Origin of the sequence: Devosia sp. (genome assembly GCF_028290645.1) — a bacterium.
Lineage (GTDB): Bacteria > Pseudomonadota > Alphaproteobacteria > Rhizobiales > Devosiaceae > Devosia_A.
This window is the reverse complement of sequence record NZ_JAQGJL010000129.1, coordinates 1-22,396: the sequence shown is the minus strand read 5'-3', so window position 1 is coordinate 22,396 and position 22,396 is coordinate 1. Positions and strand designations below refer to the sequence as shown.

Sequence of the window (22,396 nt, the reverse complement as noted above, 5' to 3'; positions counted from 1 at the left end):
CGACGGTGCTCTTCACCAAGGTGATGAAGTTCGATCCGGCCAACCCGCACTGGCCCGACCGCGACCGCTTTATCCTGTCGGCCGGCCACGGCTCGATGCTGCTCTACTCGGCGCTCTACCTCCTCGGCTACGAGGACATGTCGATCGACGACATCAAGAACTTCCGCCAGCTCGGTTCCAAGACCGCCGGCCCCCCCGAATCCGGCCACGCCGAGGGCATCGAAACCACCCCCGGCCCGCTCGGCCAGGGTCTCGCCAATTCGGTCGGGTTTGCCGTTGCCGAAGCCAAGCTCGCCGCCGAGTTCGGCTCTGACATCGTCGACCATCGCACCTGGGTGATCGCCGGCGACGGCTGCCTGATGGAGGGAATTTCGCAGGAAGCCATCTCGCTCGCCGGCCACCTGAAGCTCAACAAGCTGACGGTGATCTGGGACAACAACAACATCACCATCGACGGCCGCGTCTCGAACGCCGACTCGACCGACCAGATCGCCCGCTTCAAGGCCTGCAAGTGGAACACCATCGAGATCGATGGTCACGACCAGGCGCAGGTCGAACAGGCCCTGCTCGATGCCAAGAAGTCGGACAAGCCGACGCTGATCGCCGCCAAGACCACCATCGGCTTCGGCGCGCCGACCAAGGCCGGCACTCATGGCGTCCACGGTTCGCCCCTGGGCGCGGCCGAACTCGCCGGCGCCAAGCAGGCCCTCGGCATCGACTACCCCGCCTTCGAAATCCCCGCCCACACGCTCAACGCCTGGCGCGCCGCCGGCACCCGCTCGGAGAACGCCCGCGGCGACTGGGAAGGCCGGCTGGCCTCGGCCAAGCCCGAGCTTCGCGCCGAGTTCGAGCGCCGCACCAAGGGCGAGCTGCCCCAAGGCTGGAACGAGGCGATCGAGACGTTCAAGGCCAAGCTTGTCGCCGACAAGCCCAAGGTCGCGACCCGCAAGTCGAGCCAGATGGCGCTCGAGGTGATCAACAAGATCCTGCCCGAAACCATTGGCGGCTCTGCCGATCTGACCGGCTCCAACCTCACCAACACGCCCGAGACCCTGCCTTTCACCGCCTCGGACCGCACCGGCCGCTACATGCGCTACGGCATCCGCGAGCACGAGATGGCGGCGGCAATGAACGGCATCGCGCTGCACAAGGGGCTGATCCCCTATGGCGGCACGTTCCTCGTCTTCACCGACTATGCCCGCCCGGCTATCCGTCTCTCGGCCATCATGGGCCAGCGCGTCATCTACGTGATGACCCACGACTCCATCGGCCTTGGCGAAGACGGCCCGACCCACCAGCCGGTGGAACACCTGTCGACGCTCCGCGCGATCCCGAACCTCCTGGTGCTGCGTCCGGCCGATGCGGTCGAAACGCTCGAATGCTGGCAGATCGCCCTTGAGTCGACCGATCGCCCGGCCATTCTTGCGCTTTCCCGCCAGAACCTGCCGGCGCTGCGCACCGCAGAGGTGGAGGGAAACTTCTCGGCGAGAGGCGCCTATGTGATCGCCGGCGACCAGGACGCTGATGCGGTAATCTTTTCGACCGGCTCGGAAGTCTCGATCGCTGTCGCCAGCCTCGAACTGCTGAAGGCCCAGGGCATTTCCGCCAAGGTGGTGTCAGTCCCGTCGATGGAAATCTTCCTCAACGGCCCCGAGGCCTATCGCAACGAGGTGATCGGCAAACCCAAGGCCAGGGTGGCGATCGAAGCCGGCATCGAGATGAGCTGGCTGAAGCTGCTCGGCGACAAGGGCCGCTTCATCGGCATGCACTCGTTCGGCGCCAGCGCCCCGGCCGAAGCCCTCTACGAGCATTTCGGCATCACCTCCAAAGCCATAGTTGAAGCTGTCATGGCGCAGTTGTAAGAGACCGGCGCTCTTTTCCCTCCTCACCTAGAAGTCCTCAAGGAGCCATCATGGCTGTACGCGTCGCAATCAATGGCTTTGGCCGCATCGGGCGCAACATCCTGCGCGCCATCGTCGAAAGCGGTCGCAACGACATCGAGGTCGTCGCCGTCAACGATCTGGGCCCGGTCGAAACCAACGGCCACCTGCTGCGCTTCGACAGCGTGCACGGCCGCTTCCCCTTCGAGGTGAAGGTCGACGGCGATACCATCACCGCAGGCAGCCAGACCTTCAAGGTCACCGCCGTCAAGGACCCGGCGCTGCTCCCGCACAAGGAACTCGGCGTCGAGATCGTGCTCGAGTGCACCGGCATCTTCACCAGCCGCGACAAGGCCTCCGCGCATCTCACCGCCGGCGCGAAGAAAGTGATCGTCTCGGCGCCGGCCGAGAACGCCGACCTGACCGTGGTCTACGGCATCAACCACGACAAGCTGGGCAAGGAGCACGTCATCATCTCGAACGGCTCGTGCACCACCAACTGCCTCGCGCCGATGGCCAAGGTGATGAACGAACTGGTCGGCATCGAGAAAGGGATGATGACCACCATCCACTCGTACACCGGCGACCAGCCGACGCTCGACACCATGCACAAGGACCTCTACCGCGGCCGCGCCGCGGCGCTGAGCCAGATCCCGACCTCGACCGGCGCCGCCAAGGCGATCGGGCTTGTGCTGCCGGAACTCAAGGGCAAGCTCGACGGCATCTCGATCCGCGTGCCGACCCCCAACGTGTCGCTGGTCGATCTGAAGTTCCTCTCCAAGCGCAACACCACGCCGCAGGAAGTCAACGACGCGCTGATCGCCGCCAGCAACGGCGCGCTCAAGGGCATCATGACCTTCACCAACTATCCGCTGGTGTCGCACGACCTCAACCACGACCCGCACTCGGCGACGATCCTGCTCGACCAGACCAAGGTGATGGACGGCAACTTCGTCAACATCCTCGGCTGGTACGACAACGAGTGGGGCTTTTCGAACCGCATGGCCGACATGACGGCCGTGTTCGCCAAGACGCTCTGACGTAAATGCCTCTCGAGCTCGACCTCCGCTGGAAACCAGTCGATGAGGTCGGGCTCGAACATTGCCGCATCTGGGAAACTGCCGAGGGTATCAACGTCCGCAGTGTGCTGATCGGCGAGTTCGAAGGCTTCGCCTACGGTGCCCAGTACGACATCCAGCTGGCACCCGACTGGACCTTCCGCTCCCTCACCCTGCGCATGCAGGATGGCCGTGTGCTGCGGCTGCTGTCGAATGGCTTCGGCGACTGGAAGGTGAACGGCCGGCGCGCGCCCGAGCTCGAAGGCTGCGTCGACATCGACATTTCGGGCACACCCTTCACCAACACCCTGCCGATCCGCCGAACGACCTTCGCCGATGGCGTGCCCAAGGAGTTCGCCATGGCCTGGGTGCCGCTCGATAGCCTCGAGGCGTTCCGCGACGGGCAGATCTACACCCGGCTCGACCCGACCCACTACCGATACCAGGCGGCCGACGGCAGTTTCGAGCAGGTGCTGACGGTGGATGAAGACGGCCTCGTGGTGGACTACCCGACGCTGTTCAGCCGGGTTTGAGCGCGCCGACTAGATGACCGCCTCGATCAGTCTCGGGCCGCGGGTGCGTATTGCTGCGGCGAACTGATCCGAGAAGGCACCCGTACTCTCGGCCCGCGACGCCTCCACGCCCATCGCGCCAGCCAGACCAACCCAGTCGATGGCGGGCCCATCGAGACCGAAATACGAGGCTGGCGCTGAGTTGCCCAATCCGGCCCTCGCCCATTCGACATCGAGGATCGCATAGGCCCGGTTGGAATAGACGACGGTCACCGTGTCGAGCCGCTCGCGCGCCTGGGTCCAGAGGGCCTGCATCGCCATGGCCCCGGAGCCGTCGCCCGTGAGGCAGACGACCTTGCGGTCCGGACGAGCGACAGCCGCTCCGGCCGCGGCGGCGAGCCCCCAGCCGATCGATCCGCCGGCGACGAACAGGTAGTCGTGTGGCCGCGCCGTAGCGGTCCCGCCGTGCGAGGCAAATCCGGATGAGCCGCTGTCGTCGACGATGATGGCTTGCTCCGGCATGTGATAGGCGATGGCCTGCCCGATAGTCGCGGCGGCAAGCGTGGCGTCGTCGGATGGCGCAGACACGGCAAGTTCGGTGACGGCGCCGGGCGAGGCTGGTGCACCGACCGCCTCTGCCAGCCCTTCCAGTGCGCCGACCCCGTCCTCGTATTCGCGCGCCAGGCAGATAATCCGGCACCCTTCGGGGGCCAGGAGGCTGGGCTTGTCAGGCGAACCGAACAGCGAAACCGGTGGATTCGTCCCCACCAGCACCAGGACCTCGAGATCGGCCATGAATTCCATCGCGGCCTCTGGAAAGTAGGGAATGCGATCGGCCCTGACACGACCCGCGCCGCGCTGCATGCGCGGGAAAAGCGTGTCGTAGAGAATCCGGGCCCCGGTCTTGGCAGCGATCCTCCCCGCTGCCGCAAGGCCCTGCTCCTGCAAGGCCTGCCCGCGCAGCAGCAAGCCTGACCTCGGACTCCGCCTGAGCGCCGCGGCGACGGCATCGACTGCATCGACTGCAGTCGAGCTTGCCATTGGCGGGCGGGGCAAGGGCTTGGCGGGCCGAACCGCTTCGGTCCAGGCTGCATCCGCGGGAACGATCAGCGTGGCAACCTGCCCCGGCGGGCGCTGGGCCGCCTCGACGGCACGAGCCGCATCGCCGGGCGCGGTCAGCGCACTCGCGGTGCTCAGCGTCCACGCGGAAACAGGTCGTGCAAACCCCTCGATATCCGAGTTGAGCGCCGCGTGTGCGTAGCGGTTGTGGTGGCTCGCATGCCCGCCAATGATGTTGACGACCGGACTCGCCGCACGGCGTGCGTTGTGGAGGTTGGCCAGCCCGTTGGCGAGGCCAGGACCGAGGTGCAGCAGCGTCATTGCGGGCTTTTCGGCCATCCGGCCATAGCCATCGGCGGCGCCCGTCGCAACGCCCTCATGCAGACAGAGGACCCCACGGATGGTCTTTTGCTTGTTCAAGCTGGCGACGAGATGGATCTCGGAAGTTCCGGGATTGGCGAAGCAGGCCTCGACGCCACAATCGACCAACGTCTGCACGACACTGTCGGCGCCGTTCATCTGCAGCCCCCCTGCCCTCACCGGCACTTGTCCGGACGTTCCAGCCTAGCAGACTGCGGCGCGATCTGACGACCCCCGCGCCGCGGCACTGGAGCGACAGCATTGCCTGCTGTCGTCCAACGGCCCCTCGCCGCCTCCCCTACAAGGGGGGACGAGTGCGTGGCTGGATCAAGCCAGGCGCACCGCCGGCACCCTCCCAATGAGGAGGGCTGGGGAGGGGCAGTCTGTTTCGGCTCGTCACCATCGGCTTCGCGGTCCGAGCCACTGAATGATGGCCATTTTACCCCCGCTCCACCGCCAAATATCATCGCCCGTTAACTTTTCGGTCGCCGGGGCGTTACGTCGATGCCCTATGCTGCACCCACAGGTGATCACTGAATCGGAGCGATCAGCCCGTGCGCGCAGTCGAACGGCTCCTTATCACTGCCAATATCCTGGGTTGCCTGATCGAGGGTGCCCGGCATGACGCGACCTGGTTCCTCGTGCCGCTTGCAGCCTTCGGGCTGTACGTGGTCCTCGCCGATCGCGCCCTGCGCCGCCGTATCGGACCGCGCGCCTGGCCGAGCGAGGGCTTTGCCCGCTTCACCTTCAACACCAACCTCTATTTCGCCGCCCGGCATATCGTATTGGGCGCGCTGCTTTTTGCCCTCTCCGGAACGCTTGCCGGCCTTGTCGGCCTCTGACCTCCGCTGTTGCCCTTGCCGCAATCCTTGCTATAGCAGCGGCAGCTTTTCTTTCTGCGGATCAAGTCATGCCCGCCTTCAAGACCCTCGACGACCTCGACCTCTCGGGCAAGCGCGTGCTGGTGCGCGCCGATCTCAATGTGCCAGTCGCCGATGGCAAGGTGACCGACGCGACCCGCATCGAGCGGCTGGTGCCCACCATCCGCGAAATCATCAAGGTCGACGGCAAGGCCATCATCCTCAGCCATTTCGGCCGCCCCAAGGGCAAGGTCGATCCCGAGTTCTCGCTCGAAATGGTGGTCCCCGCCGTCGCCGACGCGACCGGCCACCCGGTCGGCTTCATCGCCACCGACTGGACCGACGTCAGCCAGGCCCGGCAGGCGATCGACGAGGCCCCTCCGGGCTCGATCCTCGTGCTCGAGAATACCCGCTTCCATCCCGGCGAAGAGCAGAACGATCCCGAACTCGCCGCCCGGATGGCCGAGCTCGGCGACATCTTCGTCAACGACGCGTTCTCCGCCGCGCACCGCGCCCACGCCTCGACCGAGGCGATCGCCCGCCTCCTGCCCTCGGCCGCGGGCCGCGCCATGCAGGCCGAGCTCTTGGCGCTCGAACAGGGCCTCGGCAACCCCGAGCGGCCGGTGATCGCCATCGTCGGCGGCGCCAAGGTCTCGACCAAGCTCGACCTGCTCGGCAACCTGATCAACAAGGTCGACGCCCTGGTGATCGGCGGTGCCATGGCCAACACATTCCTCCATGCCGGGGGACTGGGCGTCGGCAAGTCGCTGGCCGAGAAGGACCTCGCCGAAACCGCCAACGAGATCCGCGACAAGGCCGAAGCGGTGCACTGCGCCATCATCCTGCCCATCGACGCCACGGTGGCCTGGCACTTCGAGGCCGACGCCCCGCACCGCTATTACGGCGTCGACGCGATGGACCCCGAGGGCATGATCCTCGATGTCGGCCCCGGCTCGATCGAGCGCATCAAGGGCGCCATCGATGAGGCCAAGACCGTGGTCTGGAACGGCCCGCTCGGCGCCTTCGAGATGCACCCGTTCGATCACGGCACGGTCGAGATCGCCCAATACGTCGCCGCGCGCACCAAGGCCGGCAAGGTGGTCTCGGTGGCCGGCGGCGGCGACACCGTCTCCGCCCTCGCCCATGCCGGCGTGAAGGACCAGTTCACCTACGTCTCTACCGCCGGCGGCGCCTTTCTCGAATGGATGGAAGGCAAGCCCTTGCCGGGAGTTGAAGCGCTGAAAGGGTGAACCACCTTTCGTCTGATACCTGAACGTCCAATCGACTCACACCGGGTCCGGGCGCATGCTGAGGCCATTGCGAAACGGAGACCCCCATGGCCTCGCTCAATGCAATCGCCAGGAAACTAGTAGCCAAGGGCAAGGGCATCCTTGCCGCCGACGAATCCGAAGGCACCATCGCCAAGCGCTTCGCGCTGATCGGCCTGCCGGTGACGCTGGAAACACGCCGCGACTATCGCGAGATGCTGTTCCGCTCCACCGATGCGATGCGCGACTACATCTCCGGCGTCATCCTCACCGAGGAGACGCTGGAGCAGAAAGCCAAGAACGGCACGCCGTTCCGCCAGCTGTTCGACGAAGCCGACGTCATCCCCGGCATCAAGGTCGATCGCGGCGCGCTGCCCATGCCCGGCAGCAAGGACGAAAAGATCACCGAGGGCCTCGATGGCCTGCGCCAGCGGCTCTCGCACTACGCCAAGCTCGGCGCCGGCTTCGCCAAGTGGCGCGGCGTTATCGCCATCACCTCCTACGCCCCCTCGCGCAACGGCATCCGCGCCAACGCCCATGCGCTCGCACGCTACGCCATGTACTGCCAGGAAGCCGGCATCGTGCCGGTGGTCGAGCCCGAAGTGCTGGCCGACGGCGAGCCGGGCGATCATTCGATCCAGCGCTGCGAGGAAGTCACCGGGGAAACGCTGGAGGCGGTATTCAAGGAACTGCGCCTCGCTGGCGTCGACCTGAGCGGCATGCTCCTGAAGCCCAACATGGTCACCCCCGGCCTCCGGTCGCGCGAGCGCGTTTCGGTGGAAGAAGTGGCGCGGCGCACCGTCGATACGCTCCGCCGGTTCGTCCCCGCCGCCGTCCCCGGCATCGCCTTCCTTTCTGGCGGCCAGAGCGACGAGGAAGCAACGGCCCATCTGAGCGCCATGAACCAGATCCCCGGCCTGCCTTGGGCGCTCACCTTCTCCTACGGCCGGGCGCTGCAGACCTCGGCGCTCGTCACCTGGAACGGCGAGGAGCAGAATGTCGCAGCCGCCCAGCGCGCCTTCACCCACCGCGCCCACATGAACTCCCTCGCGGCGCTGGGGACCTACAAGCCGGAACTCGATCTCGCAGCCTGACTTTCTCCAAAGTCTTCCCGACCCAACTGGGGCGCGTTCACGCGCCCCTTTTCTTTTCGGCGCACTGGCCGCCTGCCAAGCTGCGGCCAGAATCCGGCTCCACATCCGCAGCGAGCCCGCTATAACACCGCCATGTCCGCTGAAACCTTCCTCATCGCCCCCACCGACACCCCGCCTGACCGGCTTGCCGACGCGCTGAAAGCCGCCCTCGGGGACGCCGAGGTTGCCGCGCTGCTGCTGCCGCGCGGACAATTGTCCGAGAACGCCTACAAGGCGCTGGCCAAGCAGATCGTGCCGCTGGCGCAGGCCACAGGCACCGCCGTGCTGATCGAGGGCGAGCCCGGCCTCGTGCCCCTCCTGGGCGCCGACGGCCTGCATGTGGCGGGCGGCCTCAAGGCCGTGAAGGAGGCGATTGCGGCGCTGAAGCCCGACCTGATCGTCGGCGCCGGCGACATCCACTCGCGCGATGACGCCATGCTGAAGGGCGAAGCCGGCGTCGACTACATCCTATTTGGGCCGCTTTCCGGTCCCATATCGGCAGCGGCGCGCGACCTGGCGCGCTGGTGGGCCGAGACCATGGAAATCCCCAGCGTACTTTCCGATCCCGAAGCCGGGCCTGACAACTACGACGCCGAGGGCTGCGAATTCATCGGCCTGCCGCTCCGTGTCACGGAGCCGGTAAAATGATGCGCCGGCTGGGTTGCGCATTGATCGTCGCCGTCCTGGCGTCTCCCGCGCTCGCGCAGGCGGCCCGCACCGATTTCGAGGACCTGCGCCCCAAGGACATGCAGTTTCCCGATGGCCTCGGCTTCCAGGAACTGCCGATCAGCCCGGTGCCGGAAGAGTTGCTGCCCCAGACTCCCGCCGAAACGGAGACCCCCAGCGACGCGCAGACGGTCAGCAGCGCGGTGTTCGGGCAAAAGGTCGACGCGGCCTATGGCGCCTACCAGCGCGGCTACTATCTCACCGCCCTCGATCTCGCCCTGCCGCGGGCCGAGAAGGGCGATGCGCCGGCGCAGACGCTGATTGCCGAGATCTATTCTAAAGGCCTCGGCGTGCCGGAGAATCTCGCCAGCGCCGCCAGCTGGTATGGCCTCGCCAGCAAGAACGGCGATCCCCTCGCCACGTTCGAGCTCGCCATGGCCTATCAGGACGGCCGCGGCGTCACCAAGGACAGGAAGCGCGCCGCCGAGCTGTTCAAGACCGCCGCCGACGCCGGCAACATGATGGCCAAGTACAACCTGGGCCTCCTGCATGTCGAAGGGGTCTATGCCGAGCCGAGCCTCACCAAGGCGGCCCAGCTGATCGGCGAAGCCGCCAATTCGGGCATCGCCGAAGCCCGCTACGACTACGCAGGGATGCTTGCCGAGGGCGCCGGCGTAGCGCCCGATCCGGCCGGCGCCACCGAGCAGTTCCGCCTCGCCGCCGAGGACGGATTGATCCCGGCGCAGGTCGAGTACGCCACCAGCCTCTATCTGGGCAAGGGCGTGCCGGTGGATCGCGCCGCTGCCGCAAGCTGGTACGCGCGCGCCGCCGATGCCGGCAATCCGGTGGCGCAGAACCGCTATGCCAAGCTTCTCGCCGCCGGCGAGGGCGTGACGCTCAACCTCGAGGACGCGGCCATGTACCGGGCGCTGTCCCGCCGCCAAGGCCTCAAGGACCCGCAGCTCGACAAGCTCCTCGCCTCGATCCTGCCTGAGGAGCTGGCGCGTGCCGAGGAGCGGGCCCGCTTCTGGCCGTCCCCGCCCCCGACCAGGGTCGCCGCGAACACCACCCCTGCCCCCGTTGCCGCACCGGCCGACGCGCCCTTGAACTGAGCAGCGTTCTCGGGCACATAGCGGCCCTTCCTACGTTCCCCGAATTCTCGCGCGGAGTTTCCCATGCGCTCGGCGCTTTTGAATATCATGGTGCAGGCCGCCACCAAGGCCGGCCGCTCCCTTGCCAAGGATTTCGGCGAGGTCGAGAATCTCCAGGTCTCGGTGAAGGGCCCCGCCGACTTCGTCTCCAACGCCGACAAGCGCGCCGAGGAGATCGTCTTCAACGAGCTGCAGAAGGCCCGGCCGACCTATTCCTTCCTCGGCGAGGAAGGCACCGAGGTTAAGGGCACCGACGGCCAGCACCGCTGGATCGTCGATCCGCTCGACGGCACCACCAATTTTCTCCACGGCATCCCGATGTTCGCCTGCGCCATTGCGCTCGAGCGCAACAACGAGATCGTCGCCTCGGTGATCTATAACCCGGCGATGGACGAGCTGTTCACCGCCGAAAAGGGCGGCGGCGCGTGGCTCAATGATCGCAAGCGCCTTCGCGTCGCCAACCGCAAGCACCTCGCCGACGCGGTGGTGGTCACCGGCATCAACTCGCGCGGCCGTGCCCTCGATATCCTGCAGCTGAAGCAGCTGGCGCAGGTCACCCCGGCCGTCTCCGGCATCCGCCGCACCGGCTCGGCCTCCACCGATCTCGCTTGGCTCGCCGCCGGCCGCTTCGACGGCTACTGGGAAGCCGGCCTCGCCCCCTGGGACGTCGCTCCCGGCCAGCTGGTGCTGCGCGAAGCGGGCGGCACCATGTCGGACTATGCCGGCACCACCGGATCGATCTGGAACGGCCAGGTCATCGCCGGCAACGAGGTGATCCAGGGGCAGCTCTTGAAGATCGTCAAGGCGGTGAACTGAACCGGTCGGACGGTTGCGATCCAGCGGTCCCCAGCCGCCGGCGGCGGGTGTGGCATCATGCCCACCCTGCCCCTCCGCCCCGTCACCCTCTGGTCGCATTGCCCGGATTTCATGGGGTTTAACCGGCATTGCAGGCCGCCGACCGTTGCGTGCTTTTGCCGAAGCGCACTATTGTCGGCCCGATCTTACCCACCAAGGGCGTCTACATGTCGCAAAGCTACGACCCGTACCGCTTGGCAAGCCCTGCGGTCTACCTGGTGAAGATCGTCATCTTCCTGGTGCTGGTGGCGCTCGTCGCGGCCATCCTCGCCAACCAGCTGCTGGTCTTCTTCTGGGCCAACCCCTTCATCAACTCGCTGATTCTGCTGACGCTTTTCATCGGCATCATCCTGAGTTTCCGCCAGGTGATCCGCCTGTTCCCCGAAATCAACTGGGTGAACTCGCTGCAGGAAGGCCGCATGCCGGCGACCCAGCCGCGGCTGCTTGCCCCCGTCGCCAACCTGTTGCGCGACCGGCTCGGGGAGGCAGTGATCACCCCCTCCTCGATGCGCTCCATCCTTGATTCGGTCGGCAACCGGCTCGATGAAGCCAAGGATACCTCGCGCTACCTGACGGGCCTCTTGGTCTTCCTCGGCCTCCTCGGCACGTTCTATGGCCTGCTCGAAACCGTGACCCATGTCGCTTCGACCATCCAGGCGCTGGATGCCACGGCCGGCGATACGGCGACGCTGTTCTCGAACCTCAAGGAAGGCCTCGCCGCGCCGCTCGGCGGCATGGGCACCGCCTTCTCCGCCTCGCTGCTCGGCCTATCCGGCTCGCTGATCCTCGGCTTTCTCGACCTGCAGGCGAGCCAGGCGCAGAACGCCTTCTATACCGACCTCGAGGACTGGATGACCTCGATGACCGAACTCGATCACCCGGTCACCCAGATGCAGGCCACCGGGCTCGGCGTCTCGGGCGACGAGATGTCGGCGATGCTGGCGCAGTTCGGCTCGACGCTGCAGAACTCGAGCTCGTCGCAGAACGCCATCCGCGCCATGGCCGAGCTGGCCCGCGGCATCGATGGCCTCGTCAAGCATATCAAGGCCGAGCAGGACGACCTGCGCGGCCACATCATCCAGCAAGGCGAAACCAACAAGAAGCTGCGCGAACTGATGGAAGCAATGCTGCGCGAAGGCGAATCCGACCGGCGGCCGAACTGATGCGAACGGTACGGGCCAAAAGCCCCCTCACCCGGCCTTCGGCCGACCTCTCCGCACAGGGAGAGGTGGTGGGGTGGCTTGGTCGTGCCGCATCGCACCTCTCCCTCTGGGGGAGAGGTCGGCGCGTAGCACCGGGTGAGGGGGCCTCCCGCCTCCCCGCTCAAGGCTGAGGGCTAAACCCATGGCCATGTCGTCCCGCTCCCGTCGCTCCCAGGTCACCAATTACTGGCCGGGCTTCGTCGACGCCCTGTCGAGCCTCTTGCTCGTCATCATCTTCCTGCTCTCGCTGTTCATGCTGAGCCAGTTCTTCCTCGGCCAGGAGATCAGCGGCAAGGACACGGCGATGAGCCGGCTCAACGCCCAGATCGCCGAGCTGACCGAGCTGCTGCAGCTCGAAAAGGTCAACTCGAGCGACCTCGAATCGACCATCGCGACGCTCTCGGCAACGCTGACCTCGACCACCAACGAGCGCGACCAGATGGCCGCCCAGATCGCCGGGATTGGCGCCGACGGCGACGGCAAGGACGCCCAGATCGCGGACCTCCAGTCCGACCTCGCCTCGCAGCAGGATCTGTCGCGCGAAGCCACCGCGCAGGTGGCGCTGCTCAACCAGCAGCTCGCCGCGCTCCGCACCCAGATCGGCGCGCTCGAGGAGGCGCTGCAGGCCTCCGAATCCAAGGACACCGAGAGCCGCACCCAGATCGCCGACCTCGGCCGCCGGCTCAACCTGGCGCTCGCCCAGCGCGTGCAGGATCTCTCCCGCTACCGCTCGGATTTCTTCGGCAAGCTCCGCCAGGTGCTCGAAGGCCGTGCCGACGTGCGCGTCGTCGGCGATCGGTTCGTCTTCCAGTCCGAAGTGCTGTTCGACGCCGGCAAAGCCTCAATCTCGGCTGCTGGCCTTACCGAAATGGCCAAGCTTGCGAGTGCCATCAAGGAATTGCAGACCCAGATACCCGCCGACGTGAACTGGGTGTTGCGCATTGACGGCCACACCGACAAGCGCCCGATCAACACTCCGGAATTCCCGTCCAACTGGGAGCTATCGGCCGCCCGCGCCATCGCCGTAACCAAGTATTTCGTCGAACAGGGCATCCCCGCCCAGCACCTCGTCGCTGCCGGCTTCGGCGACAGCCGCCCGATCGACACCGGCGACACGGAGGAAGCCTACGCCAGGAACCGGCGCATCGAGTTCAAGCTTACGGACGGCTGAGCGCGGGTCGCGGGCAGCAACCGCGCCCCTTGCCCTGATGTGGGGGTGTCCGCGCGGCGCGCGTATCCTCAGAAGGACACCACACGCGCCTCAGCATCGCTTGGAGTCCGCTTTACAGTGTTCAGATATAGCGTTCTTCTGTGGGTGAACCCCAAGCTCTCGTAAAGCCGGATGGCCGGTGTATTGCCCGGAATGACACTCAGAAACGGCGTTTGGCCCCTTTCGACGATCCCCTGCGCTACGGCCGAGACGACCGCTTTCCCGTAGTCCCGACCCCGGTGGTCGGGGTGGGTACAAACGGTGGCGATCTCAGTGTATCCGTCGAGGTGCAGGCGTTCGCCTGCCAGCGCAACGAGCCTCTCGCCGTCAAAGATGCCGCGAAAACCGCCAAGCTCCATCGCACGTGGCCCAAGCGGTCCGGGACGCGTAATTTCGACCAAGGTCAGCATCTGGGGAAAATCACCAGCATTGAGCAAGGCCACGGGAACATTCGACTCAACCGGGGTCAGGCGTTCGGCGACCATTTGCAGCAACGGTTGGATGTGCAGCACCTCAAGCTCGGGCGTCGACTGCATCGGCTCCGAAGCAAACGCGACTATCTCAGAGCCATTATCGAGAGCAGCCGCCAGTATCGACATATTTGCCGGTGAAACTTGCCTCATGGCCGCGACGGAGGCAATTTCGGGGGAAAGAAGCCGAACGTCACCAACCGCTCGACTGTATTGGGCCAGCGAGCCGTTCATGGCGTGCCAAAGTGGACTATCGAGTGGATGATCGGTCAATCTTCATCCAGTCCGTTGCTGCGAAAGGCGCGGCTACATTGACTTTATGCTAACACATCAGTGGAAGGCAAAGAAAGAACGGTTCAGCAGCATGCACCCCAACCCATCCTGGGCATGCCTCAGCCCTACTCCGCCACTTCCGGTAGCGGTTCATCCCGGAACTGCAGCTTGGCGAGTTCGGCGTACTTGCCGCCCTTCTTCACCAGTTGACTGTGCGTGCCCTGGTCGATGAGCCGGCCCTTCTCGAGCACGAGGATACGGTTGGCATCGCGGATGGTGGCGAGCCGATGCGCGATGACCAGCGTCGTCCGTCCGACCATCAGCCGCTCGAGCGCCACCTGCACCAGCCGCTCGCTTTCCGCATCGAGGGCCGAGGTGGCTTCGTCGAGCAACAGGATCGGCGCGTCCTTCAGCAGCGCCCGCGCGATGGCGAGCCGCTGCTTCTGGCCGCCCGACAGCATCACGCCGCGCTCGCCGACCACCGAATCGTAGCCGTTGCTGAGCTCGGTGACATAGTCGTGCACCAGCGCCGCCCGCGAGGCGGCTTCGATCTCGGCGAAACTCGCCTCCGGCCGGCCGAAGCGGATATTGTCGGCGATGGTGCCGGCAAAGATCGTCGGCTCCTGCTCGACATAGGCGAAGCGGCGGCGCAGTTGCGCCGGCTCGACATCGCGCACATCGATCCCGTCGACGAGGATGCGGCCGCGGCTCACGTCGTAGAAGCGCTGCACCAGGGCGAAGATCGTCGATTTTCCGGCGCCCGAAGCGCCGACCAGCGCCACCGTCTCGCCATGCGCGATCGAGAAATTCATCTCCTCGATGACCTGCTCGTCGTCGCGCGTCCCGTAGGCGAAGCCGACATTCTCGAAGGCAACGGTGCCGAGTGGCGGCACCGGCAGCGCCAACGGCATCGCCGGCGACTTGATGGCCGGCGCCGCATCGAGGATCTCGACCAGCCGCTCGGTAGCGCCCGAGACGGTCTGCACCAGCCCCATGATCTCGGAGAGATTGGTCAGCGCATTGCTGGCCATCAGTGCGTAGATCATGAACTGGGCGAGTTCGCCCACCGTGACGACGCCGGTGAACACCGCATTGGCGCCCCACCAGACCAGCACCACCAGCGCCGTGGTCGAGAGGAACAACAACCCGCCGAGCAGCGCCGCCCGGGCGCCCAGCCGGCTGACCTCGGCCTCGAACGATTCCTCGGCGTGGTGCCCGTAGAGGCGGGACTGCTCGGGCTCCTGGACGAAGCTCTTGATGGTCTTGCTGGCGCCCAGCGCCTCGGTGGCCATCGCCGACATGTCGGCCAGCGCATCCTGCGTGCGCCGCGACATCCGCCGCAGCCGGCGCGCATAAAGCATCACCGGAACGAGGATCGCCGGGCCGACGACGATCACCGTCAGCGCCAGGTACGGGCTGGTGAGGAACATCAGCGCCACCGCGCCGACCAGCGTCACCACCCCGCGCAGCATGATCGACAGGCTGGTGCCGATGGCGCCGCGAATGGTCGCCACGTCGCCATTGAGCCGCGAGGTGAGTTCCCCCACCCGATGCAGGTCGAAGAACCTCGAGTCGAGCGTCAGGAGGTGATCGAACACCTTCCGCCTCAAATCGGTGAGCACCCGCTCGCCGAGGTGCGAGATGAAGTAGAACCGCCCCGCGCTCGCCAGCGCCATGACCAGCGCCACCCCGATCGCCAGCATGCCGTACTGCCCGACCATGTCGAGGTTCTGCTCGACGAAGCCCTTGTCGATGATCTTGCCCGCCACTGACGGGATGACCAGCGAGGACAGCGCCGAAACCAGCAGGAACCCCATGGTCAGCGCCAGGCGCCACGGGTATTTCAGCACGAACGGCAGCAGCCGGCGAATGGGCTTCAAATCCCGCTGGCCGGTCTTTCGCGCTTCGCCCTTGCTGCCGAGCCGGCCGTCCGACGTTGCCGGGTTGGACGTGTTCGTGGTCGCTTTCAAAGTGCTCCCGATATAGGCAGGTCCCGCCCGGCTAGCAACCGAATTGCCAGCCTGCGACATCTGCGGCTTGCACTTGCGCGGGGGCCGGAATTTCTCTATGAACCCGACCAATCCGAATTGATAGTTTCGTCCGGGCGCCGCGGCGCCCGTTTGATTTGAGGCAGCGCCATGAAGAACGACATCCACCCCGACTACCACATGATCACCGTCACCATGACCAACGGCACGAGCTACCAGACCCGCTCGACCTACGGCAAGGAAGGCGACACGCTGCAGCTCGACATCGACCCGACCACTCACCCGGCCTGGACCGGCGTCCAGGGCAACCTGATGGACCGCGGCGGCCGCGTCACCCGCTTCAAGGACAAGTTCAAGGGCCTCGGCTTCTAAGCCTGACGGCACTGAGGAATGCGAAAGCCCGGCCATTGTGCCGGGCTTTTTGTTTGGGGGCTGAGAGACTGCCCCTCACCCGGCGAAGTGCCCCTATTCCTTCAACCTGCCGAACGCCGCCTTCAGCCGCGCCAGCTGATCCGCAATTCCGCCCGCGGCCATCGGCGCATAGTCCGGTACGCCGCCGCGTTCGAGCTTGTCGTATTGCTGCACCCGGTCGAACAGCCGGTCGCCCTGGATGATGAAGCCCCTCAGCCGCTCCGGCAGCTCGGCATAGCCGGGGCCGCCGCGATCCGATGGGGTGGCGGAGAAGCGGACCTTCTCCTTTTCGGTGCGGGCGTTTTCGGCCGTGAGCTCGCCCTCGTTCACCGCGCGCTGCAGCAGCAGCCACGAGGCGAGCTGCATCAGCCGGGTAGTGAGCCGCATGCTCTCGGTGGCATAGACGAACGAAGCCTCGCGCGGCAGCCCGCGGCTTTCCGCCCGGCCCTCGCCATCGAGATACGCGGCCACCGCCTCGATCAGCGCCATGCCTTCGCGATAGAGCATGTCGAAGCCCCCCGACGCCACGATGCGCGGGCCGATGGCTACCGGCTTCTTCTGACTGCTCTCGTCCACGCTGCTGTCCGGGTGACGGATGGGTCACGGTCTCCGGCACGGCGCCGGTTCCCTACCGTTTTGCGCCCGCCTCCGTTGCCTTTGGCTTAACAGCCATCCCGCTGCCGCACAAAAAGAAAGAGCCGTCGAAACGGCTCTCGAAAGTTAACAGGGAGGCGTCAAACAGAGGGAGAAACCACTCTGCAAAATCCAGAGAACTGGATACGGTCAAATTAACCGCAAGGTGTTAATTTGAGGTTAACGAGACTCGCTTTCTTAACCTTGCCAATTGGTGACCGGCGCTGCGGGCGCGCAGCCGCTCAGAACCTGAACAGCGAATCCGCTTCCGTCCGCACCTTCTGCCGCACGGCGATCGCCTGCTCGAGCCGCATGATTTCGGCCCTCAGAATGGCGATCCGCTCTTCGAGCTCTTCCACCGACATGGTGTCGATCGGCATGCCGACCTCGTGCACTTTGGCCTTCTTGACCTCGTCATCTCCGAACATGGTCCTCTCCGGGCTTGGCTTTTCGGTGAATTTTAGTCCTCCTGCGCTCTCGCGCAACCCGGCACTAGCACGCGGATCACCGATTGCCAGCCGCGCCTTGCTGGGACTAGCTAGATCGATGCAGATCCCCGCCGAAATGACCGCCATTGCCATCACCGAATTCGGCGGCCCCGGAGTGCTGAAGCCGGTGCTCCTGCCGGTGCCGCAGCCGGGCCCGGGCGAGGTGCTGATCCGGGTCGCCGCCGCGGGCCTCAACGCCCCCGATCTCGGCCAGCGCCGTGGCACCTACAACCCGCCGCCCGACGCCTCGCCGCTCCCCGGCCTTGAGGTCGGCGGCGAGATCGCCGCGCTCGGCGAGGATGTCAGCGGCTGGTGGGCCGGCGATCCGGTGGTGGCTCTCACCCATGGCGGCGGCTATGCCGAATACGTCTCGGTCCCCGCCGGCCAGGTACTGCCGCTGCCCCAGGGTTGGTCGATGGCCGCCGGGGCGGCGCTGCCCGAAACCTTCTTCACCATCGAGCAGACGCTGGTGATGCGTGCCGGCCTCGCGCCGGGCATGTCCGTCCTGATCCACGGCGCCGCGGGCGGCATCGGCGGCGCTGCGATCCAGATCGCAAGGCTCCACGGCGCTCACCCGATCGCCGTGGTCTCCAGTCCCGAGAAAGCCGCCTATGCCCGCTCCCTTGGCGCCACCGACACCATCGACCGCACGACGGAGGACTTCGTCGCCCGTACCCTGTCGATCACCGGCGGCAAGGGCGCCGACCGGATCGTCGACATCGTCGGCGGCGATGCCCTGGAGCGGAATATCCGCGCCGCCGCCCGCTTCGGCCACATCGTCATCGTCTCGACGCTTGCGGGACCGAAATCCGAGATCAATGCCAGTCACATTCTGATGAAGCAGCTGACGCTGTCGGGCTCGACGCTCAGGCCGCAGACCCGGGAGGTGAAGGCGGGGATCGCCCTCAGCCTCCACGAATCCGTGTGGCCGGCGCTGGCCGATGGCCGCATCCTCCGACCGCGCATCCGCGCCCTGCCCCTCGCCGAGGCCGCGCGCGCCCATGCCGAACTCGAGAAACCGGAACACTACGGCAAGCTGATCCTCGTAACCCCTTGGGGCGAAACCTTGCTCGACACCAATGCCGAGGACACAATCAGATTGAATCGGCCTGAATCCGCGCGTATATAGGCGGGATTATTCCCCCTCATTACGAACCACGAGGCGGGGCGTCCGGAAGAACCCGGCCGCGCCTCAAGGAGAGATTTATCATGGCCACGCCCCTACTGATGCCCAAGGCTACCGCCGTCTGGCTGGTCGACAACACGGCGCTTTCGTTCGAGCAGATCGCTGCGTTCTGCGGGCTCCACCCGCTCGAGGTACAGGGCGTCGCCGACGGCGACGTGGCGAGCGGCATCATGGGCGTCAATCCCATCCAGAACGGCCAGCTGACCCGCGAGGAAATCGAGAAGGCCGAGGCCGACCCGAACTACCGGATGAAGATTTCGGACCCCAAGGTCCGCGTTGCCGCCCCCAAGCGCAAGGGCCCGCGCTACACCCCGATCTCGCGCCGCAACGAGCGTCCCAACGCCATCAAATGGCTGCTGCGCAACCATCCGGAGATGAAGGATGCGCAGATCATGCGGCTGGTCGGCACCACCAAGTCGACCATCGACGCGGTGCGCGACGGCGCCCACTGGAACAATGCCAACATCACCCCGATGGACCCGGTGACGCTCGGCCTTGCCAGCCAGATCGATCTCGATCTGGAAGTGAGCCGCGCCAGCAAGGGCGCCGCCACCGGCGAGGTTGCTGAGGAAGGCACCATGCTGCTGACCGCCGAAGAGGCGCTGGCGGGCGCCCACGGTCGCGCCGGCATGGACCGTCCCGACGACGGGGAGCACACCGAGCGCCGGCCGGAACGCGAGGAAGAGATCGACGCCGATTCGGTGTTCGCCAAGCTCAAGTCGCTCAAGGGCACCGACAACGACGACTAGGTCCGGACTGCCGGGGCCCCGCCCCCGGCGCTCCCCCGCCGGCGATGTCATCCTCCGCGGGGGGCCCATTCATCCGACGGTCCCGGCTGGGACATGGGCCGCCCGCGTTCACGGGGGGTGACACCCGCGCCAGTCGCACGCATAAATACTGAGGCCACCCCGGAGGAGGCGCGCGGGCAGCGCGAGCATCGATGGAAAGCAACCTGCTGCTTGCGATCTTCGTCCTGCTCGTCGCCACGGTGCTGCTGGTTCCGCTGTTCAAGTGGGCAGGCCTCGGTACCATCCTCGGCTATCTCGCCGCCGGCATCCTGATCGGCCCTTACGGCCTGTCGCTCGTCTCCGACACCGCCCTCGTCCACCAGGTTGCCGATTTCGGCATCGTCATGATGCTGTTTCTCATCGGCCTCGAGGTCGACGGCAGCGAACTCTGGCGCATGCGCCACAAGGTGCTCGGCCTGGGCCTCACGCAACTGGTGGCGACCAGCGCCGCCATCGCCGTGCTGGCACGGCTGGTCGGCTTCGTCTGGGTCGACGCGATCGTCGTCGGCCTCGCTCTCGCCATGAGCTCCACCGCCATCGCCATGCAGTCGGTGGACCAGCGCAACATCACCACGACCGATACCGGCCGCGCCTCGCTTGCCATCCTCCTCGTGCAGGACGTCGCGGTGATCCCGGTCCTCGCCATCATACCGCTCCTCGCCAACATGGGCGGAGCACCCGTCGAGGCCATCGGCGAGGGGGTGATCGAGGCGGTGAACAACTCGGTCGGCTGGTGGCTGCCGCTGGTCGTCGTCGGCGGCTTCGTCGCGGCGCTGCTCGGCTCGCGCTTCGTCATCCGGCCGCTAATGAGCTGGCTGGCTCGCACCCGGGTGCCCGAGGCGTTCACCGCGTTCGCGCTCGCTCTGGTGATCGGCGCGGCGCTGCTGACCGCGAGCGTCGGCCTGTCCCCGGCTTTGGGCGCCTTCCTCGGCGGCGTGCTGCTCGCCGACAGCGAGTACCGGCACGAGCTCGAAAGCAATCTTGAGCCGTTCAAGGGACTGCTGCTCGGCCTGTTCTTCATCACCGTAGGCATGTCGATCGCCTTCAACGTGGTGATCGACCGGCCGATGCTCGTGCTGGCGCTGGTCGGCGCGCTGATCGCGCTCAAGATGCTGGTGCTGTTCGTGCTCGCGACCTTCTTCCGCATGCACATGGCCGAGCGGCTGCTGCTCGCCATCCTCCTGAGCCAGGCGGGAGAGTTCGCCTTCGTCGTGCTGCAGTTCGCCCGCACCGCCGGCAACCTTTCGGGGCCGGAAGTCGAGTTGCTGACGGTAGTGGTGGCGCTCTCGATGGCCGTGACGCCGCTCCTGCTGTTCATCTTCGACCGACTGTGGGCGCCGCGTCTCAACGCCGGCAGCGAAGCCGAGGACGATCTGCCGCCGGGTCCTGCGGTCGCCGATCCGAACGACAAGGTGATCGTCCTCGGCTATGGCCGGTTCGGCCAGATCGTCACCCGGATGCTGCGCGCCCAGGGTTTCGGGATGACGCTGATTGACGACGATCCGGCGCAGATCGAGCTGGTGAAGCGCTTCGGCGTGAAGGTGTTCTACGGCGATGGCGGCCGCATCGAGATCCTCCGCGCCGCCGGCGCCGACAAGGCGAGGATGATCGTCATTGCGGTGGCCGGCGGCGATCGCATCCTCGGCATCGCTGAGCTCATCCGCCGCAACTACCCCGATGTCATCGTCGCCGCCCGGGCCGTCGATCGATCGCATGCCCACGACCTGATGGCGCTCGGCGTCCATGTGTTCGAACGCGAGACCTTCCGTGCCGCCATCAAGCTGGGCGAACGGGCGCTGGTTGCGCTGGGCCACGAGGAGGCCGAGGCCCGCCGCGTCGCCGACGAGTTCGAAAGGCACGACACCAGGATGCTGCGCGAGAGCTATGCCGTCCGCCATGACCAGACCGCCTATATCGGCTTCGTGCGGCGCTCGACCGAGATGCTGGATGCCGTGATGAAGGCCGATCGCGCCCAGGCTGGATCCCCGGGGGATCATGCTGAAGGCGATATTGACAAGCCGGGCTCGCGGGCGTCCGAGTAGCGCCGCTTTTTTCCCTCCCGGTTACCCCCTTTCATGCCTGATCTCTATTTCTGGATCGTCGCGGTCCTCGCGGTCTTCATCGTTGCCCTGAGCAAGTCGGGACTGGTGGGAAGCCTCGGGATGGTGGCGGTGCCGATGCTGTCGCTGGTGATGCCGGCGCGCGAGGCGGCCGGGATGCTGCTGCCGCTGCTCTTGGTCATGGATGCCATCGCCGTCTGGACCTACCGCAAGGACGCGGACTGGCGGATCCTCAAGATCATGCTGCCCGGCGCCATGGTGGGTACCCTCATCGGCTGGGCGCTGTGGACCGTGGTCAGCGACGCCATGGTGCTGCTGTTCATCGGCGTCATCACCCTGCTGTTCATCCTCGATGCGCTGCTGCCGATCAGGAAGAAGCTCGAGGGCCTGCCGCCGTCAAAGCCCTGGGGCACGTTCTGGGGCGGCTTTGCCGGCTTCACCAGCTTCATCAGCCACACCGGCGGCCCGCCGTTCCAGATCTACACCCTGCCGCAGCGGCTGAACCCGGTGATCTATTCGGGCACCACGGCGTTCTTCTTCGCCATCGTCAACACGGCGAAGCTGGTGCCGTATTTCTTCCTCGGCCAGCTCAACGTCGCCAACCTCACCCACGCCGCAATCCTCGCTCCGCTTGCCGTGGTCGGGGTGATGGTCGGCGTCTGGCTGGTGCGCCGGATCTCGGTGAAGCGGTTCTACCAGCTCACCTACTGGCTGGTGTTCCTGCTGTCCCTGAAGTTGATCTATGATGGCGTGATCGGTGTCTTCTTCACCGGGGCGACCGCCTGAAGGCCGGGAAGACGAACATGAGCATCACCTGTCGCCTCGATCACATCGCCCTGCTCGTCCGCGATCTCGATGAGACGGGGGCGTTCCTCACCGCGGTGC

21 protein-coding genes are annotated in these 22,396 nt (G+C 66.2%); 16 read left to right on the top strand and 5 right to left on the bottom strand.

The features are described 5' to 3' along the window. The 3 genes from tkt to JWQ89_RS07510 all read left to right on the top strand — a co-directional run. Positions 1-1,862: transketolase (gene tkt, locus JWQ89_RS07520; RefSeq protein WP_299639763.1), on the top strand; the 1,862-nt coding region annotated here is incomplete at its 5' end. Between the two features lie 50 nt (positions 1,863-1,912). Further along, on the top strand, positions 1,913-2,920 hold the full coding sequence (gene gap, locus JWQ89_RS07515; protein ID WP_299639762.1) for a type I glyceraldehyde-3-phosphate dehydrogenase: 1,008 nt from the start codon (positions 1,913-1,915) through the stop codon (positions 2,918-2,920). A 5-nt stretch (positions 2,921-2,925) separates the two neighbouring features. After that, positions 2,926-3,471, top strand: a complete 546-nt coding sequence (locus JWQ89_RS07510; RefSeq protein WP_299639761.1) for a putative glycolipid-binding domain-containing protein — start codon at positions 2,926-2,928, stop codon at positions 3,469-3,471. 9 nt (positions 3,472-3,480) lie between these two features. Here the strand turns inward: JWQ89_RS07510 and JWQ89_RS07505 are convergent, their stop codons facing one another. Next, complete coding sequence (locus JWQ89_RS07505; RefSeq protein ID WP_299639760.1) at positions 3,481-5,028, bottom strand: acetolactate synthase large subunit; 1,548 nt, start codon at positions 5,026-5,028, stop codon at positions 3,481-3,483. A gap of 395 nt (positions 5,029-5,423) precedes the next feature. Here JWQ89_RS07505 and JWQ89_RS07500 point away from each other — a divergent pair, with 395 nt between their 5' ends. The 8 genes from JWQ89_RS07500 (at position 5,424) to JWQ89_RS07465 (ending at position 13,175) form a co-directional block, all read left to right on the top strand. Continuing rightward, the gene (locus JWQ89_RS07500; RefSeq protein WP_299639759.1) at positions 5,424-5,711 is read left to right on the top strand and encodes a hypothetical protein; all 288 of its coding nucleotides are present in this window, start codon (positions 5,424-5,426) and stop codon (positions 5,709-5,711) included. A 68-nt stretch (positions 5,712-5,779) separates the two neighbouring features. Continuing rightward, a complete protein-coding gene (locus JWQ89_RS07495; protein ID WP_299639757.1) occupies positions 5,780-6,979 on the top strand; it encodes a phosphoglycerate kinase in 1,200 nt (399 codons plus the stop codon). 86 nt (positions 6,980-7,065) lie between these two features. After that, on the top strand, positions 7,066-8,091 hold the full coding sequence (locus JWQ89_RS07490; protein ID WP_299639754.1) for a class I fructose-bisphosphate aldolase: 1,026 nt from the start codon (positions 7,066-7,068) through the stop codon (positions 8,089-8,091). 132 nt (positions 8,092-8,223) lie between these two features. Next, entirely contained in the window at positions 8,224-8,778 is a 555-nt protein-coding gene (locus JWQ89_RS07485) for a thiamine phosphate synthase (RefSeq protein ID WP_299639752.1), read from the top strand. Continuing rightward, positions 8,775-9,908: a sel1 repeat family protein gene (locus tag JWQ89_RS07480; RefSeq protein ID WP_299639750.1), complete on the top strand. Its 1,134-nt coding sequence runs from the start codon at positions 8,775-8,777 to the stop codon at positions 9,906-9,908. The genes JWQ89_RS07485 and JWQ89_RS07480 overlap by 4 nt, the downstream gene beginning before the upstream one ends. A 63-nt stretch (positions 9,909-9,971) precedes the next feature. Continuing rightward, complete coding sequence (locus JWQ89_RS07475) at positions 9,972-10,763, top strand: inositol monophosphatase family protein (protein WP_299639748.1); 792 nt, start codon at positions 9,972-9,974, stop codon at positions 10,761-10,763. Between the two features lie 149 nt (positions 10,764-10,912). After that, complete coding sequence (locus tag JWQ89_RS07470) at positions 10,913-11,965, top strand: flagellar motor protein MotA (protein WP_366143978.1); 1,053 nt, start codon at positions 10,913-10,915, stop codon at positions 11,963-11,965. Positions 11,966-12,146: 181 nt separating this feature from the next. Then, entirely contained in the window at positions 12,147-13,175 is a 1,029-nt protein-coding gene (locus tag JWQ89_RS07465) for a peptidoglycan -binding protein (protein WP_299639746.1), read from the top strand. Between the two features lie 68 nt (positions 13,176-13,243). On the opposite strand, the gene JWQ89_RS07460 is transcribed toward JWQ89_RS07465, so the two are convergent. Further along, the gene (locus JWQ89_RS07460) at positions 13,244-13,957 is read right to left on the bottom strand and encodes a GNAT family N-acetyltransferase (protein WP_299639745.1); all 714 of its coding nucleotides are present in this window, start codon (positions 13,955-13,957) and stop codon (positions 13,244-13,246) included. Positions 13,958-14,082: 125 nt separating this feature from the next. Further along, positions 14,083-15,927, bottom strand: coding sequence for an ABC transporter transmembrane domain-containing protein (locus JWQ89_RS07455; protein ID WP_299639744.1), 1,845 nt, complete (start codon positions 15,925-15,927; stop codon positions 14,083-14,085). 168 nt (positions 15,928-16,095) lie between these two features. On the opposite strand from JWQ89_RS07455, the gene rpmE reads away from it, so the two are divergent. Continuing rightward, positions 16,096-16,317 carry a 50S ribosomal protein L31 gene (rpmE, locus tag JWQ89_RS07450; RefSeq protein ID WP_299639743.1) on the top strand — a complete coding sequence of 74 codons (222 nt, stop codon included), beginning with the start codon at positions 16,096-16,098 and terminating at the stop codon, positions 16,315-16,317. Between the two features lie 93 nt (positions 16,318-16,410). Here rpmE and JWQ89_RS07445 read toward each other — a convergent pair whose 3' ends face one another. Then, a complete protein-coding gene (locus tag JWQ89_RS07445; protein WP_299639741.1) occupies positions 16,411-16,932 on the bottom strand; it encodes a DUF1465 family protein in 522 nt (173 codons plus the stop codon). Between the two features lie 299 nt (positions 16,933-17,231). Continuing rightward, a complete protein-coding gene (locus tag JWQ89_RS07440) occupies positions 17,232-17,417 on the bottom strand; it encodes a DUF1192 domain-containing protein (protein WP_299639739.1) in 186 nt (61 codons plus the stop codon). A 118-nt stretch (positions 17,418-17,535) separates the two neighbouring features. Here JWQ89_RS07440 and JWQ89_RS07435 point away from each other — a divergent pair, with 118 nt between their 5' ends. The 4 genes from JWQ89_RS07435 (at position 17,536) to JWQ89_RS07420 (ending at position 22,297) form a co-directional block, all read left to right on the top strand. Further along, on the top strand, positions 17,536-18,606 hold the full coding sequence (locus tag JWQ89_RS07435; protein WP_299639737.1) for an NAD(P)H-quinone oxidoreductase: 1,071 nt from the start codon (positions 17,536-17,538) through the stop codon (positions 18,604-18,606). Positions 18,607-18,686: 80 nt separating this feature from the next. Next, a complete protein-coding gene (locus tag JWQ89_RS07430) occupies positions 18,687-19,412 on the top strand; it encodes a cell cycle transcriptional regulator TrcR (RefSeq protein WP_299639736.1) in 726 nt (241 codons plus the stop codon). A gap of 191 nt (positions 19,413-19,603) precedes the next feature. Then, positions 19,604-21,493 carry a monovalent cation:proton antiporter-2 (CPA2) family protein gene (locus JWQ89_RS07425; protein ID WP_299639735.1) on the top strand — a complete coding sequence of 630 codons (1,890 nt, stop codon included), beginning with the start codon at positions 19,604-19,606 and terminating at the stop codon, positions 21,491-21,493. A 33-nt stretch (positions 21,494-21,526) separates the two neighbouring features. Further along, positions 21,527-22,297 (top strand): sulfite exporter TauE/SafE family protein, encoded by a 771-nt coding sequence (locus JWQ89_RS07420; RefSeq protein WP_299639733.1) that lies wholly within the window; start codon positions 21,527-21,529, stop codon positions 22,295-22,297. Positions 22,298-22,396 lie beyond the last annotated feature (99 nt).

Excerpts from the sequence above, each read along its gene's own strand:
- gap (WP_299639762.1), top strand. The coding sequence starts at position 1,913 with ATGGCTGTACGCGTCGCAATCAATGGCTTTGGCCGCATCGGGCGCAAC.
- JWQ89_RS07510 (WP_299639761.1), top strand. The coding sequence starts at position 2,926 with ATGCCTCTCGAGCTCGACCTCCGCTGGAAACCAGTCGATGAGGTCGGG.
- JWQ89_RS07505 (WP_299639760.1), bottom strand. The coding sequence starts at position 5,028 with ATGAACGGCGCCGACAGTGTCGTGCAGACGTTGGTCGATTGTGGCGTC.
- JWQ89_RS07495 (WP_299639757.1), top strand. The coding sequence starts at position 5,780 with ATGCCCGCCTTCAAGACCCTCGACGACCTCGACCTCTCGGGCAAGCGC.
- JWQ89_RS07490 (WP_299639754.1), top strand. The coding sequence starts at position 7,066 with ATGGCCTCGCTCAATGCAATCGCCAGGAAACTAGTAGCCAAGGGCAAG.
- JWQ89_RS07485 (WP_299639752.1), top strand. The coding sequence starts at position 8,224 with ATGTCCGCTGAAACCTTCCTCATCGCCCCCACCGACACCCCGCCTGAC.
- JWQ89_RS07480 (WP_299639750.1), top strand. The coding sequence starts at position 8,775 with ATGATGCGCCGGCTGGGTTGCGCATTGATCGTCGCCGTCCTGGCGTCT.
- JWQ89_RS07475 (WP_299639748.1), top strand. The coding sequence starts at position 9,972 with ATGCGCTCGGCGCTTTTGAATATCATGGTGCAGGCCGCCACCAAGGCC.
- JWQ89_RS07465 (WP_299639746.1), top strand. The coding sequence starts at position 12,147 with ATGGCCATGTCGTCCCGCTCCCGTCGCTCCCAGGTCACCAATTACTGG.
- rpmE (WP_299639743.1), top strand. The coding sequence starts at position 16,096 with ATGAAGAACGACATCCACCCCGACTACCACATGATCACCGTCACCATG.
- JWQ89_RS07440 (WP_299639739.1), bottom strand. The coding sequence starts at position 17,417 with ATGTTCGGAGATGACGAGGTCAAGAAGGCCAAAGTGCACGAGGTCGGC.
- JWQ89_RS07435 (WP_299639737.1), top strand. The coding sequence starts at position 17,536 with ATGCAGATCCCCGCCGAAATGACCGCCATTGCCATCACCGAATTCGGC.
- JWQ89_RS07430 (WP_299639736.1), top strand. The coding sequence starts at position 18,687 with ATGGCCACGCCCCTACTGATGCCCAAGGCTACCGCCGTCTGGCTGGTC.
- JWQ89_RS07425 (WP_299639735.1), top strand. The coding sequence starts at position 19,604 with ATGGAAAGCAACCTGCTGCTTGCGATCTTCGTCCTGCTCGTCGCCACG.
- JWQ89_RS07420 (WP_299639733.1), top strand. The coding sequence starts at position 21,527 with ATGCCTGATCTCTATTTCTGGATCGTCGCGGTCCTCGCGGTCTTCATC.